This is a genomic window from Caballeronia arvi, from assembly GCF_001544695.2.
In the GTDB taxonomy this organism is placed as follows: Bacteria; Pseudomonadota; Gammaproteobacteria; order Burkholderiales; family Burkholderiaceae; genus Caballeronia; species Caballeronia arvi.
Window position 1 is genome coordinate 27,792 of the sequence record NZ_FCOM02000012.1, and the last position, 14,649, is coordinate 42,440.

At 64.3% G+C, this 14,649-nt stretch carries 13 protein-coding genes; 6 read left to right on the top strand and 7 right to left on the bottom strand.

Going from position 1 to position 14,649, the window contains the following annotated elements:
- Window positions 1-135: 135 nt before the first annotated feature.
- The 7 genes from AWB74_RS16105 to AWB74_RS16135 form a co-directional block, all read right to left on the bottom strand.
- Window positions 136-735, bottom strand: coding sequence for an Hsp20/alpha crystallin family protein (locus AWB74_RS16105; protein ID WP_061147750.1), 600 nt, complete (start codon window positions 733-735; stop codon window positions 136-138).
- Between the two features lie 81 nt (window positions 736-816).
- The gene (locus AWB74_RS16110) at window positions 817-1,239 is read right to left on the bottom strand and encodes a PRC-barrel domain-containing protein (protein ID WP_087039040.1); all 423 of its coding nucleotides are present in this window, start codon (window positions 1,237-1,239) and stop codon (window positions 817-819) included.
- A 52-nt stretch (window positions 1,240-1,291) separates the two neighbouring features.
- Entirely contained in the window at window positions 1,292-1,867 is a 576-nt protein-coding gene (locus AWB74_RS16115) for an HdeD family acid-resistance protein (RefSeq protein ID WP_061147751.1), read from the bottom strand.
- A 181-nt stretch (window positions 1,868-2,048) separates the two neighbouring features.
- Window positions 2,049-2,885 carry a helix-turn-helix transcriptional regulator gene (locus AWB74_RS16120; protein WP_061147752.1) on the bottom strand — a complete coding sequence of 279 codons (837 nt, stop codon included), beginning with the start codon at window positions 2,883-2,885 and terminating at the stop codon, window positions 2,049-2,051.
- Window positions 2,886-3,042: 157 nt separating this feature from the next.
- The gene (locus AWB74_RS16125) at window positions 3,043-3,558 is read right to left on the bottom strand and encodes a phosphate-starvation-inducible PsiE family protein (RefSeq protein WP_061147753.1); all 516 of its coding nucleotides are present in this window, start codon (window positions 3,556-3,558) and stop codon (window positions 3,043-3,045) included.
- A gap of 343 nt (window positions 3,559-3,901) precedes the next feature.
- Window positions 3,902-5,341 carry an aldehyde dehydrogenase family protein gene (locus tag AWB74_RS16130; protein WP_061147754.1) on the bottom strand — a complete coding sequence of 480 codons (1,440 nt, stop codon included), beginning with the start codon at window positions 5,339-5,341 and terminating at the stop codon, window positions 3,902-3,904.
- The gene (locus AWB74_RS16135; protein WP_061147755.1) at window positions 5,338-6,276 is read right to left on the bottom strand and encodes a LysR family transcriptional regulator; all 939 of its coding nucleotides are present in this window, start codon (window positions 6,274-6,276) and stop codon (window positions 5,338-5,340) included. The genes AWB74_RS16130 and AWB74_RS16135 overlap by 4 nt, the downstream gene beginning before the upstream one ends.
- A gap of 295 nt (window positions 6,277-6,571) precedes the next feature.
- On the opposite strand from AWB74_RS16135, the gene AWB74_RS16140 reads away from it, so the two are divergent.
- The 6 genes from AWB74_RS16140 to AWB74_RS16165 are packed head-to-tail and all read left to right on the top strand — an operon-like array spanning window position 6,572 to window position 14,645.
- Window positions 6,572-8,074 carry a UbiD family decarboxylase gene (locus AWB74_RS16140; protein ID WP_061147876.1) on the top strand — a complete coding sequence of 501 codons (1,503 nt, stop codon included), beginning with the start codon at window positions 6,572-6,574 and terminating at the stop codon, window positions 8,072-8,074.
- Complete coding sequence (locus AWB74_RS16145) at window positions 8,067-8,684, top strand: UbiX family flavin prenyltransferase (protein WP_061147756.1); 618 nt, start codon at window positions 8,067-8,069, stop codon at window positions 8,682-8,684. The genes AWB74_RS16140 and AWB74_RS16145 overlap by 8 nt, the downstream gene beginning before the upstream one ends.
- Before the next feature lie 4 nt (window positions 8,685-8,688).
- Window positions 8,689-11,730, top strand: coding sequence for a xanthine dehydrogenase family protein molybdopterin-binding subunit (locus AWB74_RS16150; protein WP_061147757.1), 3,042 nt, complete (start codon window positions 8,689-8,691; stop codon window positions 11,728-11,730).
- Window positions 11,727-12,548 carry an FAD binding domain-containing protein gene (locus tag AWB74_RS16155; protein WP_061147758.1) on the top strand — a complete coding sequence of 274 codons (822 nt, stop codon included), beginning with the start codon at window positions 11,727-11,729 and terminating at the stop codon, window positions 12,546-12,548. Before AWB74_RS16150 ends, AWB74_RS16155 begins: the two co-directional genes overlap by 4 nt.
- Window positions 12,521-13,081, top strand: a complete 561-nt coding sequence (locus tag AWB74_RS16160) for a (2Fe-2S)-binding protein (RefSeq protein WP_407642447.1) — start codon at window positions 12,521-12,523, stop codon at window positions 13,079-13,081. The genes AWB74_RS16155 and AWB74_RS16160 overlap by 28 nt, the downstream gene beginning before the upstream one ends.
- The gene (locus AWB74_RS16165) at window positions 13,074-14,645 is read left to right on the top strand and encodes an AMP-binding protein (RefSeq protein ID WP_061147759.1); all 1,572 of its coding nucleotides are present in this window, start codon (window positions 13,074-13,076) and stop codon (window positions 14,643-14,645) included. The genes AWB74_RS16160 and AWB74_RS16165 overlap by 8 nt, the downstream gene beginning before the upstream one ends.
- Window positions 14,646-14,649 lie beyond the last annotated feature (4 nt).

A 14,649-nucleotide genomic window follows, 5' to 3' on the forward strand; every position in this document is an offset into this window, starting at 1 on the left:
TCTCCGTAGGGTAGGCAGGGGATGGTCCTTCTAGTTTCGCGCGCACAGCGCCCCATCTTTGACGGCTTCGGGCGGCGTATCGCCGAACGCCATGGAAGCTGCCGAGCTGTCCGATGCAGCCGTGTGCGCACCGCGCTATTTGATCTCGAGGCGCCGCTTCGCCGCGGGTTCATTTGCCGCTTTGGGCAACCGCACGGTGAGGACGCCATTCTCGAAGTTCGCCTCGGCGCGTTCGAGATCGACGCCGGAGGGCAGCGGTATGGCGCGCTGAAACTGTCCGAACGCCCGGTCCACCCGGTAGCAGCCTTTCTCGTCGCTCTTCGATTCGATGCGCTTCTCGCCGGTCAGCACCAGCATGTCCTCAATGACTTCCAGCTCCACGTCCTCGCGCGATAGTCCTGGCAATTCGGCCACGATGCGAAGCGCGTCGCCGTCGTCGATAACGTCGAGGCGCGGCTGAAAGCGGCTGGGACTGAAGTCGCCGAACCAGTTGCCAAGCGGTCCCATCCCGCCGAACGGATCGCGTATGAGGTCGGTAAGAAGATGCAGCGGATCGGGCAGCGGCCAACGCGCCGCATCGATCGATACTGGCCATGCGGACGCGGCCGCATCCGAGGTCGACGGCGCGGCGGTTTGCTGTGAGGGCGGGGCGTTCAGCTTCGCGCCCGCGCCCTTATCCTCGGGGCTCTTGCGCAGGAAGCGAAAGGGGTTCCACTTATCGAGGTCCAATAGCATCGCTATGCTCCTTGTTCCGATGAGCCGTCGGAGAGCGGCCCGAATCTTCAATGACTGCCGCCTTGGCGCTCGCGGCCAATGTCAACTCTTGGCATATTCGAACTCCGGCAGTTTCTTGAGCGCATCCTTGTTGGCGCCAACCAGTATTGCCTTCGGCGCGATCTGCTTGAACTGCTGAATGGGAATGGCGACACGGTGCGCCGCGACCCCGAGAAAGCCGCCGACGTCGATAATTGCGGCCGAAAGCGAGCCATCGGGCGCGACAATCAGGTCGTCGACGCGGCCGATCTTTTCGTTCTTGTCGTTGTAGACATCGGTGTGAATCATCTTGGATGCGCGCCAGCCTCTTGCGACTACTTGCTCTTCGGTGACGGTCACCCCGAGCGTCGCCTTGCCGGCGATGGGCGCATCCTGCGCGGTCGCGCCGCTGGCGGCAAAGCCACATGCGGACAGCGCGAGGATGAATGACGACAGCCTTGCGGCCGATGCGAGGTTAGTCTTCATGGCGTTCTCCAAATGCGCAACGGACTACGTGGACGCCGGGCGCGGGATGCGCTCATGAGTGCAGCGGCGTGTTTTGCTGTTCGCGAAGGACGGCGCTGCGCCAATTCCGTGCGCCGAGGCCAAGGACGAACAGAAGCGCACCGGTGATGATCGCGTAGGTGCCGATCATCCAGACGAGGGCAAGCGCTCCAGCACCCGGGAAGGCCAGCACGAAGACGCCAAACAGAACCGACAGGCTACCGATGAACAACAGCAGCCACTGCGTGCGGCCGCGCCTTCTCAGCCGAACCCAGGCGACGAGGTCGAGCGCTCCGGTGACGATGGCGTTCGCGCCCATCACGGTGATCAGCACGAGCGCCGTGACGCCGGGCGCCGCGACGGCGATCAGGCCCGAAACGATCATGCATAGCCCAAGCAGCAAGGGGAGCCACCAGTCGGTGCGGATCGAATGATGTCGTATCGCTGCGCTGACCGCAGCGACGCCTCCGATGAGTGCATACGCCGCGAACATCGCGACCAAAAGCAGCAGCGTGAGGCCAGGCCAGCAGAGCGCGAGGACGCCGAAGAGGATTCCCGCGGCGCCACGCAGCGCGAGCATCCACCATGCCCGACCGAGCAGTTCGTCCATCGTTTGGGCTCCTCAGGCGGATCGCCGATATCCGGTTGACACGGCAGCGCGTGCAATTTCTATTTGATCAAGCCTACGTCCGCGCGGCGCGCGCTTCTTTCGAGTTCCTGCCCAAAGGTGTCGGATTTCTGCGTTCGTTGGTTGCATCACCGATTCAGTCGAAAAGGCCTCACGCCGGTTCCTAGGGCCGGTAATGCGCGATGCGGAAAGCGCGGGGCGTACACCCCACATATCGATGAAATACTGCGGTGAAATGCTGCTGCGTTTGGAAGCCGACGCATGCTGCGATATTGATCAGCGGGAGGCTCCCTTCCGAAAGCATCGACTGCGCTAATCTCAACCTTTCGGTTGTCAGGTAGAAGTGCGGCGGATGCCCTGTCGCGTTCTTAAAAGCCCGCGCGAAATGCGACGGGCTCATGTGCAGGAGCGCGGCGAGGTCATCGATCTGGATATTGTCCGCGATGTGCTCGTGTATGAAATGTTCCACGACGCTTAGCTTTGACTGTGTGAGGCTCGTACTCGCGTCGCGCGTATCAGCCGTGAGTCCATACCGGTGCATGAGATGAAGTGCAAATACGTCGGCGAACGCGGCGAGGCATCTAATGTCCGGACTACTGCTGGCATGCAACGCGATAAGCGTGTCGCCCGCTTCGCGCAGGAAAGGATCCCACGCCTTGAACCAGCAAGGGATCTCGCAAGCCGTGGTGCCGAGCGCGTTTCGAGCGGTTTCTCTCAGCCTGGCCCAATGGAGCGCGACGACGAGGCCGCACGGATCGTCGTCATTGACGAGCTTGACACGAGCCCAGGCCGGCACGATCGCAATAAACGGCGCGCTGACGCTTAGATGCTGATAGGGGCGCGCGCTGCTGCGAACAGTGTTCGCGTGCGCGGTGGTCCGTTCCGCCGGGATGATACACAGGATCCACTGCGCCGAATTCGGGGCGCAGTCCGCGCGCGACGCACCGATCCCGTGGCAGCTAAGGCGGTGCAACTGCGGGGAGCGCTGTAGTTGCTCCATTGCGCGCGTCCTCTGGCGGGAGGCCTCGAAGTGCCAAAGGTTGAATAGTAGTCCAGTTTACGTCGATGCCAGCTTGTTTTGGTATATACATGCCTTCCGTACGCCGGCAGGCAAAACTTGCTGGTACTCGATGATCCCGGAGAGAGAAATAGGTAAATCAATCGCGCGTTTCGCGATCCCACACGGCGCGCTCTGCTATCGCCGCATCGACGGGATCGTCGCGTTGCCGCATTAGCCAGTAGACGCTGCCAAGCGCGATCAGCGCGGCCGCGAGTGCGGCAATGCGAGCCGGGTCCGTGGCTGGATCAAGGATGATGAACTTGCGTGCTATCGCGAGCATCGCCACGAGGATCACTGTCTTGACCTGCACGATGTGATCGCGTCTTAACATGACGCGGGTGATCGAATGCTTGAATTCCATCGCGATCAACAGCGTCATCACCATCCCGAAGACCGCTTGAAAGATCGCATGATCCAGCGGATTGAGCGCCCCCGACAGCGATAGCGCCACGACCGCCCGAATCAACTGCCACAGCGATACGACGATGATCACCGAGATCACGACGCTCAGGATATGGGCGATGATCTGCTCGAAGCGCTCGTAGAAGGTCAGCACGCGCCATTGCAGCCGAAATTCGTTGAGCTTCACGCGAAATTGCGTTGGTTTGCTCATGGATCGGTTCGCAGGAAGACTCGGGCAGGGGGGCACGCCGATCATGGCGGGATGCGCGGTGACGGCGGCAACGAAAGCCGTAGCCGGCTCCGTGATGTTGAGCCATGCGTGCGGACTTTTCTTTCGTCTTCGTGCTGATTCTTTTCTCTAATCTGCTTGCTGAGCACAGACTCGACGCCGTCTCCAGCGCCGCGCGCCGCATGAGCCCCATTTTCGCCAGCGGCACCCGACTCGCAGGCCCCGCGCAAGATGAAACCCTTGCTCGGCGAAAAAAGGTCGCATCGATATCCGCGCGAACAGGACTTCGAGATCCACGCTGTCCATTGACTCGCCGCCCTGCCATTCACCGCAACGGCGCGATACCTTCCGCAACGCCGGCCGGCATGCAGATGTGCTTGATTTCCGTGAAGTCGGCGAGGGCATCGTAGCCGTGCAGGCGGCCGAGACCGCTTTGCCGGTAGCCACCGGTTTCCGCTTCGGCAAACAGCTTGTTGTGATCGTTGATCCACACCGTGCCATTGCGCAGCGCGCGCGCGATGCGAAACGCGCGGGCGCCGTCGTTGGTCCACACGCTCGCGGAGAGGCCAAATACGGTGTCGTTGGCTCTGTCGATTGCCTGCGCTTCAGTGTCAAACGTCTCCAGCGTGACGAACGGTCCGAAGATTTCCTCCTGGCAGAAGAATGCTTTCGAGTCGCTGTGTTCGATGAGCGTTGGCGAGAGGAACGCGTGGCCTGAGCGCGTGCCGCGCAGCAGTACGCGATCCGCTTCGTCGCAGGCGCGGGCAATGGTCTGATGGACCGCGTCGCGCGTGGCCGCGTCGATTAGCGGACCGATGTCCGTTGCCTCGTTGATGCCTTCGCCCACTTTCAGCGCTTCGAGCGCACGCGTCAGATGCTCACGCATCTCCGCCGCTCGCCGGGTATGCACGAGCACCCGGCGCGCAGCAGTGCATTGCTGACCTGAGATGATCGTCGCCGCGCGCGCGATACGCGGCGCGATCGCGGCGACGTCCGCATCCTCGAAGACGACACAGCACGACTTGCCGCCGAGTTCCAGCGAGAGCTTCTTCATGCTTTGGGCGGCGGCGGCCATGATCTTCTTGCCCGTCGCGGTTGATCCGGTGAAACTCACCACATCGACGTCATGCGACTCGACCAGCCGTTCGCCCGCCGCATAGCCGATTTCGTTGACGAGGTTCACTGCGCCCGTCGGCAGCGCGGTCTGCTCGAAGCAGCGCAGCATGGCCGCGATCACTAGCGGGGTCTGTGCGGCGGATTTGACGATTGCCGTGCAGCCAGCGGCGAGGGCGGGCGCGAGCGAGCGCACGAGCAACACCGCGGGCGCATTCCAGGGCACAAAGATGGCCGCGACGCCAGCGGCCTCACGCAGCATTGTCGAGATCGTTCCCGGCTCTGGTTCCAACACGTGCCCCGCGATGTGCCGAGCGAGTCCCGCGTAATATCGGACTTCGGAAATCGCGGCTGCGATCTCGCCGCGCGATTGCGCGATTGCCTTGCCGTTTTCGCGCGTAAGCAGGGTCGAAAGCGGCTCGCGTTGCGCATCGAGTGCGCCGGCCCATGCGAGCAGCACGTCCTGACGCAGGCGCGCGTCCTGTGCCCACGTCGTGCGGTCGAACACGTTCCGTGCCGCGGCGATGGCCGCATCGGCTTCCGCCGCCCCGCCGTCGGCGAACTGGCCGATGCTTTCGCCGGTAGCCGGATCGATGCTGTCGACCGAAGGCATGCCGACCCATGCGCCGGCTATCCAGTGTGGTGCTTTCATGCAGTTTCCTTGGAGAGAAGAGGGGCGTTTGTGCCGGATGCGTTCGACACGCGATGCAGTTCGTCGGCGATGATCTCGATCAGCGCCTCGGCCGCAGCGGACAGCGGCCTGCGCGGATGGCTCACGCGCACGATATGCCGCACGATGCGCGGCGCGAGAATCGGATAGGCCCGCAGTGTCCCACGCTGCACGGCCCGCCCAACGGCGATGCGCGGCAGGATCGTCGCAAAGCGGGTGCTCTCGACGAGCTTCACGATCGTGCTGAGCACGTCGATTTCGAAACGCGGCGCAAGCAGCACGTCTTCGTGCTGTGCGGCGGTATCGAGCACGCCGCGCAGGCCGTGGCGCTTGGTCGGCAACACGAGTTCGAGTTCCGGCAACTGCGCAAGCTCGATCGTGTGCGGTAGGTCAGGGCCGTGCTCGACGCTCGTCGCCAGCACCATTTCTTCATCGAGCAGCGTCTGCGAATCGAGCGATAGGCGCGCGCGGGGCTTGTTGATGAGGGCCGCATCGAGTTGGCCACCCGCGACCCAGTCAATGAAGGTCGCGCTGAAGCCGTCCGCCACCGTCACTTCGACATGCGGATAACGCGCATGAAAGCGCGAGAGCGAATCGGCAAGCACGCTCTCCGTCACCGATGCGATGAGTCCAATGCTCACATGCCCCGTCACCACTTCGTCGCGCTGCTGAAGCTGCTGCCGCGCGTGCGCAAGGTCGCGCATGATCGGCAGAAAGAGACGATACATCAGGCGTCCAGCGGCGGTTGGGGCCATGCCGTGAGCGCCGCGCTCGAACAATTGCTGATGTAACTCTTGCTCCAGCTTCGCGATCTGCATGCTGAGTGCGGGTTGCACGATGTTGAGCCGGTGGGCCGCGCGCGTGACCGATCCGTCCTCGAAGAGCGCGATGAAGTACTGGATTTGCTTGAGGTCCATTTCTCGTTCAGGTCTGTATCAATAAGACTTATGATGTTCGACAACGTTATCAGTCGGTGGCTGCGGCCTGGCTTACTGGCGGGTCCTGCAATGCCCTGCTGTGCGTCGAGGTGCCACCGGTGTATTGAATCGATCTCGAAGACCGGTGTCATTGGGGCTAACGCTGATATCAAAATTAATGATTAAAAATATCAAAAAACAGTATTAGAACTTATATCGCGATCTCGTTACGCTTCATTTCAATCCTTGCTGCGGCGTCCGGCCGCAAAGACGCAGGGAACCGATGGAGACGCAGATGAATATTCGCGATGCCGCGACGCACGGCACTTCTTCCACCTTTGCTCTCCCGTGGGCTTCGAATCGTTCAGAGACGTCAGCGCTCACGCTGCGCGACTGGCTCGCGCACCTCGCGAAGACCGGCCGCCTGGCGACCATCGAACGGCCGGTTGCGCTCGAACACGAACTCGCCGCGATCGCCAAACGGCTCGACGGCACGCAGGCCGCTTTCTTCACGCAGCCCGGCGGCAAGGGCGTGCCCGTCGTCTCCGGCTTCATGTCGAAGCGCGGCTGGATCGCGGAGGCGCTTGGCGTCGAGGAAGCGGGCCTGCTCGCGCGCTTTTCCGCGGCGGTCGCGCAGCCGATCGCATCGAGAGTGGTCGATCGAGCGGACGCGCCCTGTCAGGAGATCGTTCATACGAACGGCATCGACCTGCACGCATTGCTGCCGATTCCAACCCACAGCGAACACGACAACGGCCCGTACATCACCGCCGGTCTCGTGATCGCGCGCAATCCGCGCACCGGCGTGCAGAACGTCTCGATCAACCGCATTCAGGTGCACGGCCCCGATCGCATGGCGATCCTGCTGCTGCCGCGTCATCTCTACGCATTCCAGCGCGACGCGGAAGCCGAGGGCGATGCGCTCGACGTTGCCGTCGTGATTGGCGTCGATCCCCTGACGATGCTCGCGTCGCAAGCCATCACGCCGATCGATCACGACGAACTCGAAATCGCGGGCGCGCTGCACGGTGCGCCGCTGCCTGTCGCGCGATGCGTGACGAACGGCGTGCACGTGCCGGCGTTTGCGGAGATCGTCATCGAAGGGCGCATTCTGCCGAACGTGCGCGAGCCGGAAGGTCCGTTCGGCGAATTTCCGAAGTACTACAGCGCGAAGGAAGCACGCGAAGTCATCGAAGTGACGGCCCTCACGCATCGGCGCGATCCGATCTTTCATACGATCGTGCCCGCCGAAATGGAGCATCTGCTGCTCGGCGCGATTCCGCGCGAAGCCACGTTGCTCGCGCACCTTCAGCGCAGCCATCCCGCCGTGAAGGACGTGCATCTGTCTGTGGGCGGCGTGTGCCGCTATCACCTGTGGGTGCAATTCGACAAGAAGCGCGAAGGCGAAGCGAAGAACGTCATCCTGTGCGCGTTCGGCGCGCATTACGACATCAAGCAGGTCGTCGTCGTCGATACCGATGTGGACCTGCACGATCCCGCCGAGATCGAATGGGCGATCGCCACGCGCTTTCAGGCTGATCGCGATCTCGTCGTGATCGAGGGGGCACAGGGTTCGCCGCTCGATCCCTCGACGACGGTGGGCCAACCGGCGGACGCGCCGCCGCATCTGCAAGGTGTGAGCGCGAAGATGGGTCTCGACGCGACGCGACCCGTGGTCTATCCGGAACATGTGTTCACGCGCGTTCGCATTCCCGGGCAGGAGACGGTCGACCTCGACGCGCTTGTCGCCGGCGACAACGCCGCTTTCGAAGCCTACCTGGGCGGCGACCATGACTGAGCGAAACAAGTCGCGCATCGTCGTCGGCATTTCGGGCGCGAGCGGCGCGGTGATCGGCGTGCGCCTGCTCGCCGCGCTGCGTCGGCTCGGCACGCACGAGACGCATCTCATCGTGTCGGCGTCGGGCGGGGTGACGGCAGCACAGGAACTCGGCCTCGCGCGTGGTGATCTCGAAGCCGTTGCCGATGTCGTGCACAACGTGCGCGATATCGGCGCGGCCGTGGCGAGCGGATCTTTCTTGACCGAAGGCATGGTGATCGCGCCATGTTCGATGAAAACGCTTGCGGGCGTCGCGAACGGCTTCGCGGACAACCTGCTTACGCGTGCCGCCGATGTGATGCTCAAGGAGCGCCGCCGCCTCGTGCTGGTCGCGCGCGAAACGCCGCTCAATCTCGCGCATCTGCGCAACATGACACTCGCCACCGAGATGGGGGCGATCGTCATGCCGCCGGTGCCCGCGTTCTACGCGCATCCGAAGACGATCGAAGACGTGGTCGATCACACGGTCGGCCGCATTCTCGATTTGTTCGGCATCGAGCACGGCGAGATCGCGCGCCGCTGGAGCGGTCTTGCCGATGAATTCGGCGGCCGCGCCGCAGGTGAGGAGTAACGTCATGAATCAGCGCGAAACCGCATTTGCCCACATGGACGCGCGCGTCGCCGACAACCAGGCGCGCGAAGCGACCGCGCCGCAGCGTCACATCGGACGCCCGATGCAGCGCCTCGAAGACCCCGCGATCCTTACGGGCCGTGGCCGCTATGGCGACGACATCGCTGTAAAGCCAGGCACGCTGCACGCCGCGATTCTGCGTTCGCCGCACGCGCACGCGGACATCCTGTCGATCGATACGGAGGCCGCATCGAAACTCGCGGGCGTGCGCGCCGTGCTCACGCGCGACGATTTGCGTCCGTGGTCGCGACCGTTCGTCGTCGGCGTGAAATCGCCGATGGAACAGTGGGCGCTCGCGATGGACCGCGTGCGCTACGTCGGCGAGCCGGTCGCGGTCGTGATGGCCGAATCGCGTGCGCTCGCGGAAGACGCGCTCGATCTGATCAAGGTCGACTACGGCATGCTCGATCCCGTGACGTCGATTGAACAAGCCGCGAAGGACGACGCCCCGGTGCTGCACGAACGCGTCGGCAGCAACGTCATCAGCGACCGGCATTTCCGCTACGGCGAGCCGGAAGCGGCCTTCGAGCGCGCGCCGCATCGCGTGAAGCTGGTCGCGCATTATCCGCGCAACACCTGCGCGCCGATCGAGTGCGGCGTGGTCGTCGCCGAGTATCTTTCGGGCGATGAAGGCTACGATGTCACGTCGAATTTCATGGGGCCGTTCTCGCTGCACGCCGTCATGGCGATGGCGTTGAACGTGACTGCCAATCGGCTGCGTCATAAGGCCCCGCGCGACTCCGGCGGCAGCTTCGGCGTGAAGCAGGCCGTGTTTCCGTATGTCGTGCTGATGTGCCTCGCGTCGCGCAAGGCGGGCGCGCCGGTGAAGTGGGTCGAGGATCGGCTCGAACACTTGAGCGCGGCGACATCGGCGACGGCGCGTGTTTCAACGATCGAAGCGGCCGTCGAAGCGGATGGCCGCATCGTCGCGCTGTCCTACGATCAGTTGGAAGACGTCGGCGGCTACGTGCGCGCGCCCGAGCCCGCGACGTTCTACCGGATGCACGGCTGCCTGACGGGCGCGTACGCGATTCCGAATCTGCTCGTGCGCAACCGGGTCGTGCTGACGAACAAGACGCCGACGGGGCTCGTGCGCGGCTTCGGCGGACCGCAGGTGTACTTCGCGCTTGAGCGGCTGATCCAGCGCATCGCGATCGAACTGAAGCTCGATGTGCTCGACGTGTATCGCCGCAACTTCGTTCCCGCCGATGCGTTCCCGTATCGCGCGGCGGCGGGCGCGCTGCTCGATTCAGGCAATTATCAGGAAGCGCTGCGCCGTTCACTCGACGAAGGCGGATACCGGGAACTCGTCGCGCGCCGCGACGCCGCGCGCAACGAAGGGCGGCTGTATGGCATCGGCTTCGCGGCGATCGTCGAGCCGTCGGTATCGAACATGGGCTACATCACGACCGTGATGCCCGCCGACGCACGGAGGAAAGCCGGGCCGAAGAACGGCGCGATCGCGAGCGCGACCGTCAGCGTCGATCTGCTTGGCGGCGTGGTCGTCACGATCGCATCGACACCCGCAGGCCAGGGCCACATGACAGTGTGCGCGCAAGTCGTCGCCGACGTGCTCGGGCTCGATCCGAAGGACATCGTCGTGAACGTCGAATTCGATACGCACAAGGACGCGTGGTCCGTCGCGGCGGGCAATTATTCGAGCCGCTTCGCGGGCGCGGTGGCGGGCACGGTGCATCTCGCCGCGACGCGCGTGCGCGACAAACTCGCGCGCGTGCTCGCGAAGCAGTTCAATTGCGCGCCCGGCGACGTGCGCTTTGAAGGCGCGCGCGTCTTTCCGCACGACGCCGAAGACCGCGCGCTGCCGTTCGCGCGCGCCGCGAGCAATGCGCCGCACTGGGCGCCCGCGCTGTTGCCGGAGGGCGAAGAGCCGGGCCTGCGCGAAACCGTGTTCTGGTCGCCGCCGCACATGGATGCGCCTGATGAACAGGACCGCGTCAATACATCGGCGGCGTATGGCTTCGCGTTCGACATGTGCGGCGTCGAAGTGGATCGCGCGACGGGACGCGTGCGCATCGACCGGTATGTGACCGTGCACGACGCCGGCACCATCCTCAATCCCGCACTCGCCGATGGCCAGATTCGCGGCGCGTTCGCGCAAGGCGTCGGCGCGGCGCTGATGGAAGAGTTCCGCTACGGCTCGGACGGCAGCTTCCAGTCCGGCACGCTCGCCGACTATCTGATGCCGACGACCTGCGAAGTGCCCGATCCGCTGATCGTGCATCTGGAGACGCCTTCGCCTTTCACGCCGCTTGGCGCGAAAGGTCTCGGCGAAGGCAACAACATGAGCACACCGCCATGCATCGCGAATGCGGTGGCGGATGCGCTCGGCGTCGAAGACATTCGCTTGCCGCTCACGCCGCCAAAAGTGATGGCGATGGTCGGCATTGACGATCCCGAACCGTCGCGGCCGGAATATCGCGAAGCGCCCGCCACGAAGCCCGTGACGCCGGGCGGCGGACGCGCGCTGACGGCGCAAGGAACGGTGGATCTGCCCGCGACGCCCGAAGCTGTGTTCGCCGTGCTGCTCGATCCGAAGACGCTCGCGAACGTCATTCCCGGCTGTCACGCGCTTGAAGAAACCGCGCCGAACCAGTATCGCGCGGACGTGACCGTCGGCGTCGGCATGATCAAGGCGCGATTCGAGGCGCGTATCGGCTTGTCGGAGATCGATGCGCCGCTCCGCCTGCGACTCGCTGGCGCGGGGATCTCGCCGCTCGGCAGCGCGCGCGGCAGCGGTCTCGTCGAACTGACGCCGCAAGGCAGCGGCACGCGGCTCACGTACGACTACGAAGCGCAGGTGTCAGGCAAGGTCGCGGCGGTCGGCGGCCGCATGCTCGAAGGCGCGGCGAAGGTCGTGCTGAAGCAGTTGTTCGAATCGCTCGGACGGCAGGCGGCGGGCAAGCCGGTGCAAGCGCACGGATCGTGGATCGCAAGACTCCTCGCACGTTTCAGGAGACACGCATGAAGCCTGCACCGTTCGATTACCTGCGCGCGATGGCCGCGCAAGACGCGCTCGACGCGCTCGCGCAATACGGCGAAGACGCCCGCGTGCTGGCGGGCGGCCAGTCGCTGATGGCCGTGCTCAATATGCGGCTCGCGCAGCCGAAGGTGCTCGTCGATATCTCGCGCACCGCCGAACTCGATGCCGTGCGCGTGGACAAGGAGGCGGGTCATCTCGTCGTCAACGCCGCGGCGACGCAAGGCAGCGTCGAATGGCGCAGCACGCTCACCGACGAAGCGCCGCTGCTCGCGATGGCCTTCCCGCATATCTCGCACTTTCAGATTCGCAATCGCGGAACCGTGTGCGGATCGATCGCGCATGCGGACCCGAGCGCCGAGTTGCCGCTCGTGCTTTCGGCGCTCGGCGGCGACGTGATGCTGCGCTCGCGAAAGAGGCGTCGCACGCTCGCCGCGCAGGACTTCTTTCAGGGAATGCTGATGACCGCGCGCGAGCCCGACGAACTCGTCGAAGCGGTGCGCTTCCCGCTGCGCAAGGCAGGCGAGCGCTACGCGTTCGCGGAATTTTCGGCGCGACACGGTGATTTCGCGATCGTCGCGTGCGCGGCCGTGGTCACCGACGATTCGATCCGTATTGCAGTGGGCGGCGTCGCGGACCGGCCGGTGACCGAGCAATGGCCGCGTCTCTCGGGCGACGACTTGCGCGGCGCACTGAACGATTTGAGTTGGAAACTGAACGCGCAGGACGACGCGCACATCAGCGCGAAATATCGCCGGAATTTGGTCCGGCAACTCGGATGGCGCGTGATCAAGGAGGCGAAGTGAGCAAGACATCGACGAACATTCTGCGGCAAGGCGAAGCGCGGCGCATCACGCTGACGCTTAACGGCCGCGAACGAAGCGGCTATTGCGAGCCGCGAGAACTGCTGTCGGACTTCATCCGGCACGAGCTCGGCGCGACCGGCACGCACGTCGGCTGCGAACATGGCGTGTGCGGCGCGTGCACGGTGCACGTCGACGGCGTTGCGGCGCGTTCGTGCCTGATGCTCGCGGTGCAAGTGCAGGGAAGGAGTGTCGATACGGTCGAGGGTCTTGCGCCCGATCAGACGCTTGGCGACTTGCAGCAGGCGTTCCAGCGGCATCACGCGCTGCAATGCGGCTTCTGCACCGCGGGCATTCTGATGTCGTGTGCCGACTACCTGCAACGCGTGCCCGACCCGAGTGAAGAGCAAGTGCGCGAGATGCTCTCGGGTCATATCTGCCGCTGTACGGGCTACACGCCCATCGTGGCCGCGGTGCTCGACGTGGCGGCGCGCCGCCGGGCCGAGGCAAGCACGAAGGAGGTCGAACATGCTTGATCTCGGACGCACGTTCCTGCAAAGCGTCGAGCGCAGTCCGGACGCGCTCGCGCTCGTCGATGGCGATACGCAATTCACCTACGCGCAGTGGCACCGCGTCATCCTCAATGTCGCCGATGGCTTGCGCAAACTCGGTCTCGCACGTGGCGACCGGCTGCTCGTCGTGCTGCAAAACCGCTGGGAAATGGCGACGCTGCATTGGGCCTGCCAGTTCGCGGGCATCGTCATCGTGCCGCTCAACTGGCGCGCGAAACCCGACGAACTCGACTACTGTGTGACTGACGCGGGCGTGAAGGCGATCGTCTACGAACCGGTGTGCGCGGATGCCGTCTTGCAAAGCAGCGCGGCGCAGAACGTGCCGCGCATCGGACTTGATGGTGCCCAAGGCCGCACGATCTCCTACGACGCGCTGCTCGTCGAACGCGCGCATGCAGGCGAAACCACCGACGCGAATGCAGACGATCTCTCGCTGATTCTCTACACATCGGGCACGACCGGCAAGGCGAAGGGTGTGCCGCGCCGTCACCGGCATGAACGCGCGGGCGCGCTAGCGCACGTCGCGCAGAACCTGTACCGGCGCGGCGAACGCACACTCGGCGTGATGCCGCTCTATCACACGATGGGCGTGCGCTCGCTGCTCTCGATGGCGCTCGTCGATGGTCTCTTCGTCTGTGTGCGGCGCTGGAACGCGCGGCTCGCGCTCGAGTCCATCGCGAAGCACGGCCTCACGTGCCTGTATCTCGTGCCGACGCTCTATCACGACCTGCTCGCCGACAGCGCATTCGCGAGCACGGACACGTCGTCGGTCAGAAAGCTCGGCTTCGCGGGCGCACCGATGAACGACGGCCTGCTCAAGCGCCTCTCGGCCGCGTTCGAGCCAGAACTGTTCGTCAATCACTACGGCTCATCCGAGGTCTACACGTTCAGCATCGATCAGGACGCGACGAAGAAACCCGGCAGCGCGGGCCGCGCGGGCATCAATACGCGGTTGCGCGTCGTGAAGCTCGATGCGCTCTCGCCCGATCAGAGGGCCGAAGTCGGCGAGGAAGGCCAGATCATCGTGCACCTGCTCGGCGACGAAGCTTTCGAAGGCTATTGGAATCGCCCCGATGCCAACGCGAAGTCGCTCCGCGAAGGGTGGTACTTCACCGGCGACACCGGCTACTTCGACGAAGACGGCGACCTTTACGTTTCCGGACGAGTCGACGACATGATCATCAGCGGCGGCGAGAACATCTCGCCGGTCGACATCGAATCGGTACTTTCGCTGCATCCGTCGGTCGATGAAGTGGCCGTCGCGGGCGTGAAGGACGAGCGCTGGGGCCAGCGCGTGGTCGCGTTCATCAAGCGCCGCGCCTACGTCGATTCAGCCGCGCTCGACACATGGTGCCGCGAGTCGGACCTGGTCAACTTCAAGCGTCCGCGCGACTACGTGTTCGTTGACGACATCCCGAAATCGCCGGTCGGCAAGATCCTGCGCCGCAAGCTTTCCGCAGGCGAATATCAATGCGATGGCGGTCTGTCCGCATCCGCTGCACACCACACCGAAATCACCAAGGAGTAGACCA

Coding starts and splice junctions, on each gene's coding strand:
- AWB74_RS16115 (WP_061147751.1), bottom strand. CDS start 1,867: ATGGACGAACTGCTCGGTCGGGCATGGTGGATGCTCGCGCTGCGTGGC.
- AWB74_RS16160 (WP_407642447.1), top strand. CDS start 12,521: ATGGCGCGTGATCAAGGAGGCGAAGTGAGCAAGACATCGACGAACATT.
- AWB74_RS16110 (WP_087039040.1), bottom strand. CDS start 1,239: ATGAAGACTAACCTCGCATCGGCCGCAAGGCTGTCGTCATTCATCCTC.
- AWB74_RS16105 (WP_061147750.1), bottom strand. CDS start 735: ATGCTATTGGACCTCGATAAGTGGAACCCCTTTCGCTTCCTGCGCAAG.
- AWB74_RS16125 (WP_061147753.1), bottom strand. CDS start 3,558: ATGAGCAAACCAACGCAATTTCGCGTGAAGCTCAACGAATTTCGGCTG.
- AWB74_RS16150 (WP_061147757.1), top strand. CDS start 8,689: ATGAATCAGCGCGAAACCGCATTTGCCCACATGGACGCGCGCGTCGCC.
- AWB74_RS16145 (WP_061147756.1), top strand. CDS start 8,067: ATGACTGAGCGAAACAAGTCGCGCATCGTCGTCGGCATTTCGGGCGCG.
- AWB74_RS16135 (WP_061147755.1), bottom strand. CDS start 6,276: ATGGACCTCAAGCAAATCCAGTACTTCATCGCGCTCTTCGAGGACGGA.
- AWB74_RS16155 (WP_061147758.1), top strand. CDS start 11,727: ATGAAGCCTGCACCGTTCGATTACCTGCGCGCGATGGCCGCGCAAGAC.
- AWB74_RS16165 (WP_061147759.1), top strand. CDS start 13,074: ATGCTTGATCTCGGACGCACGTTCCTGCAAAGCGTCGAGCGCAGTCCG.
- AWB74_RS16140 (WP_061147876.1), top strand. CDS start 6,572: ATGAATATTCGCGATGCCGCGACGCACGGCACTTCTTCCACCTTTGCT.
- AWB74_RS16130 (WP_061147754.1), bottom strand. CDS start 5,341: ATGAAAGCACCACACTGGATAGCCGGCGCATGGGTCGGCATGCCTTCG.
- AWB74_RS16120 (WP_061147752.1), bottom strand. CDS start 2,885: ATGGAGCAACTACAGCGCTCCCCGCAGTTGCACCGCCTTAGCTGCCAC.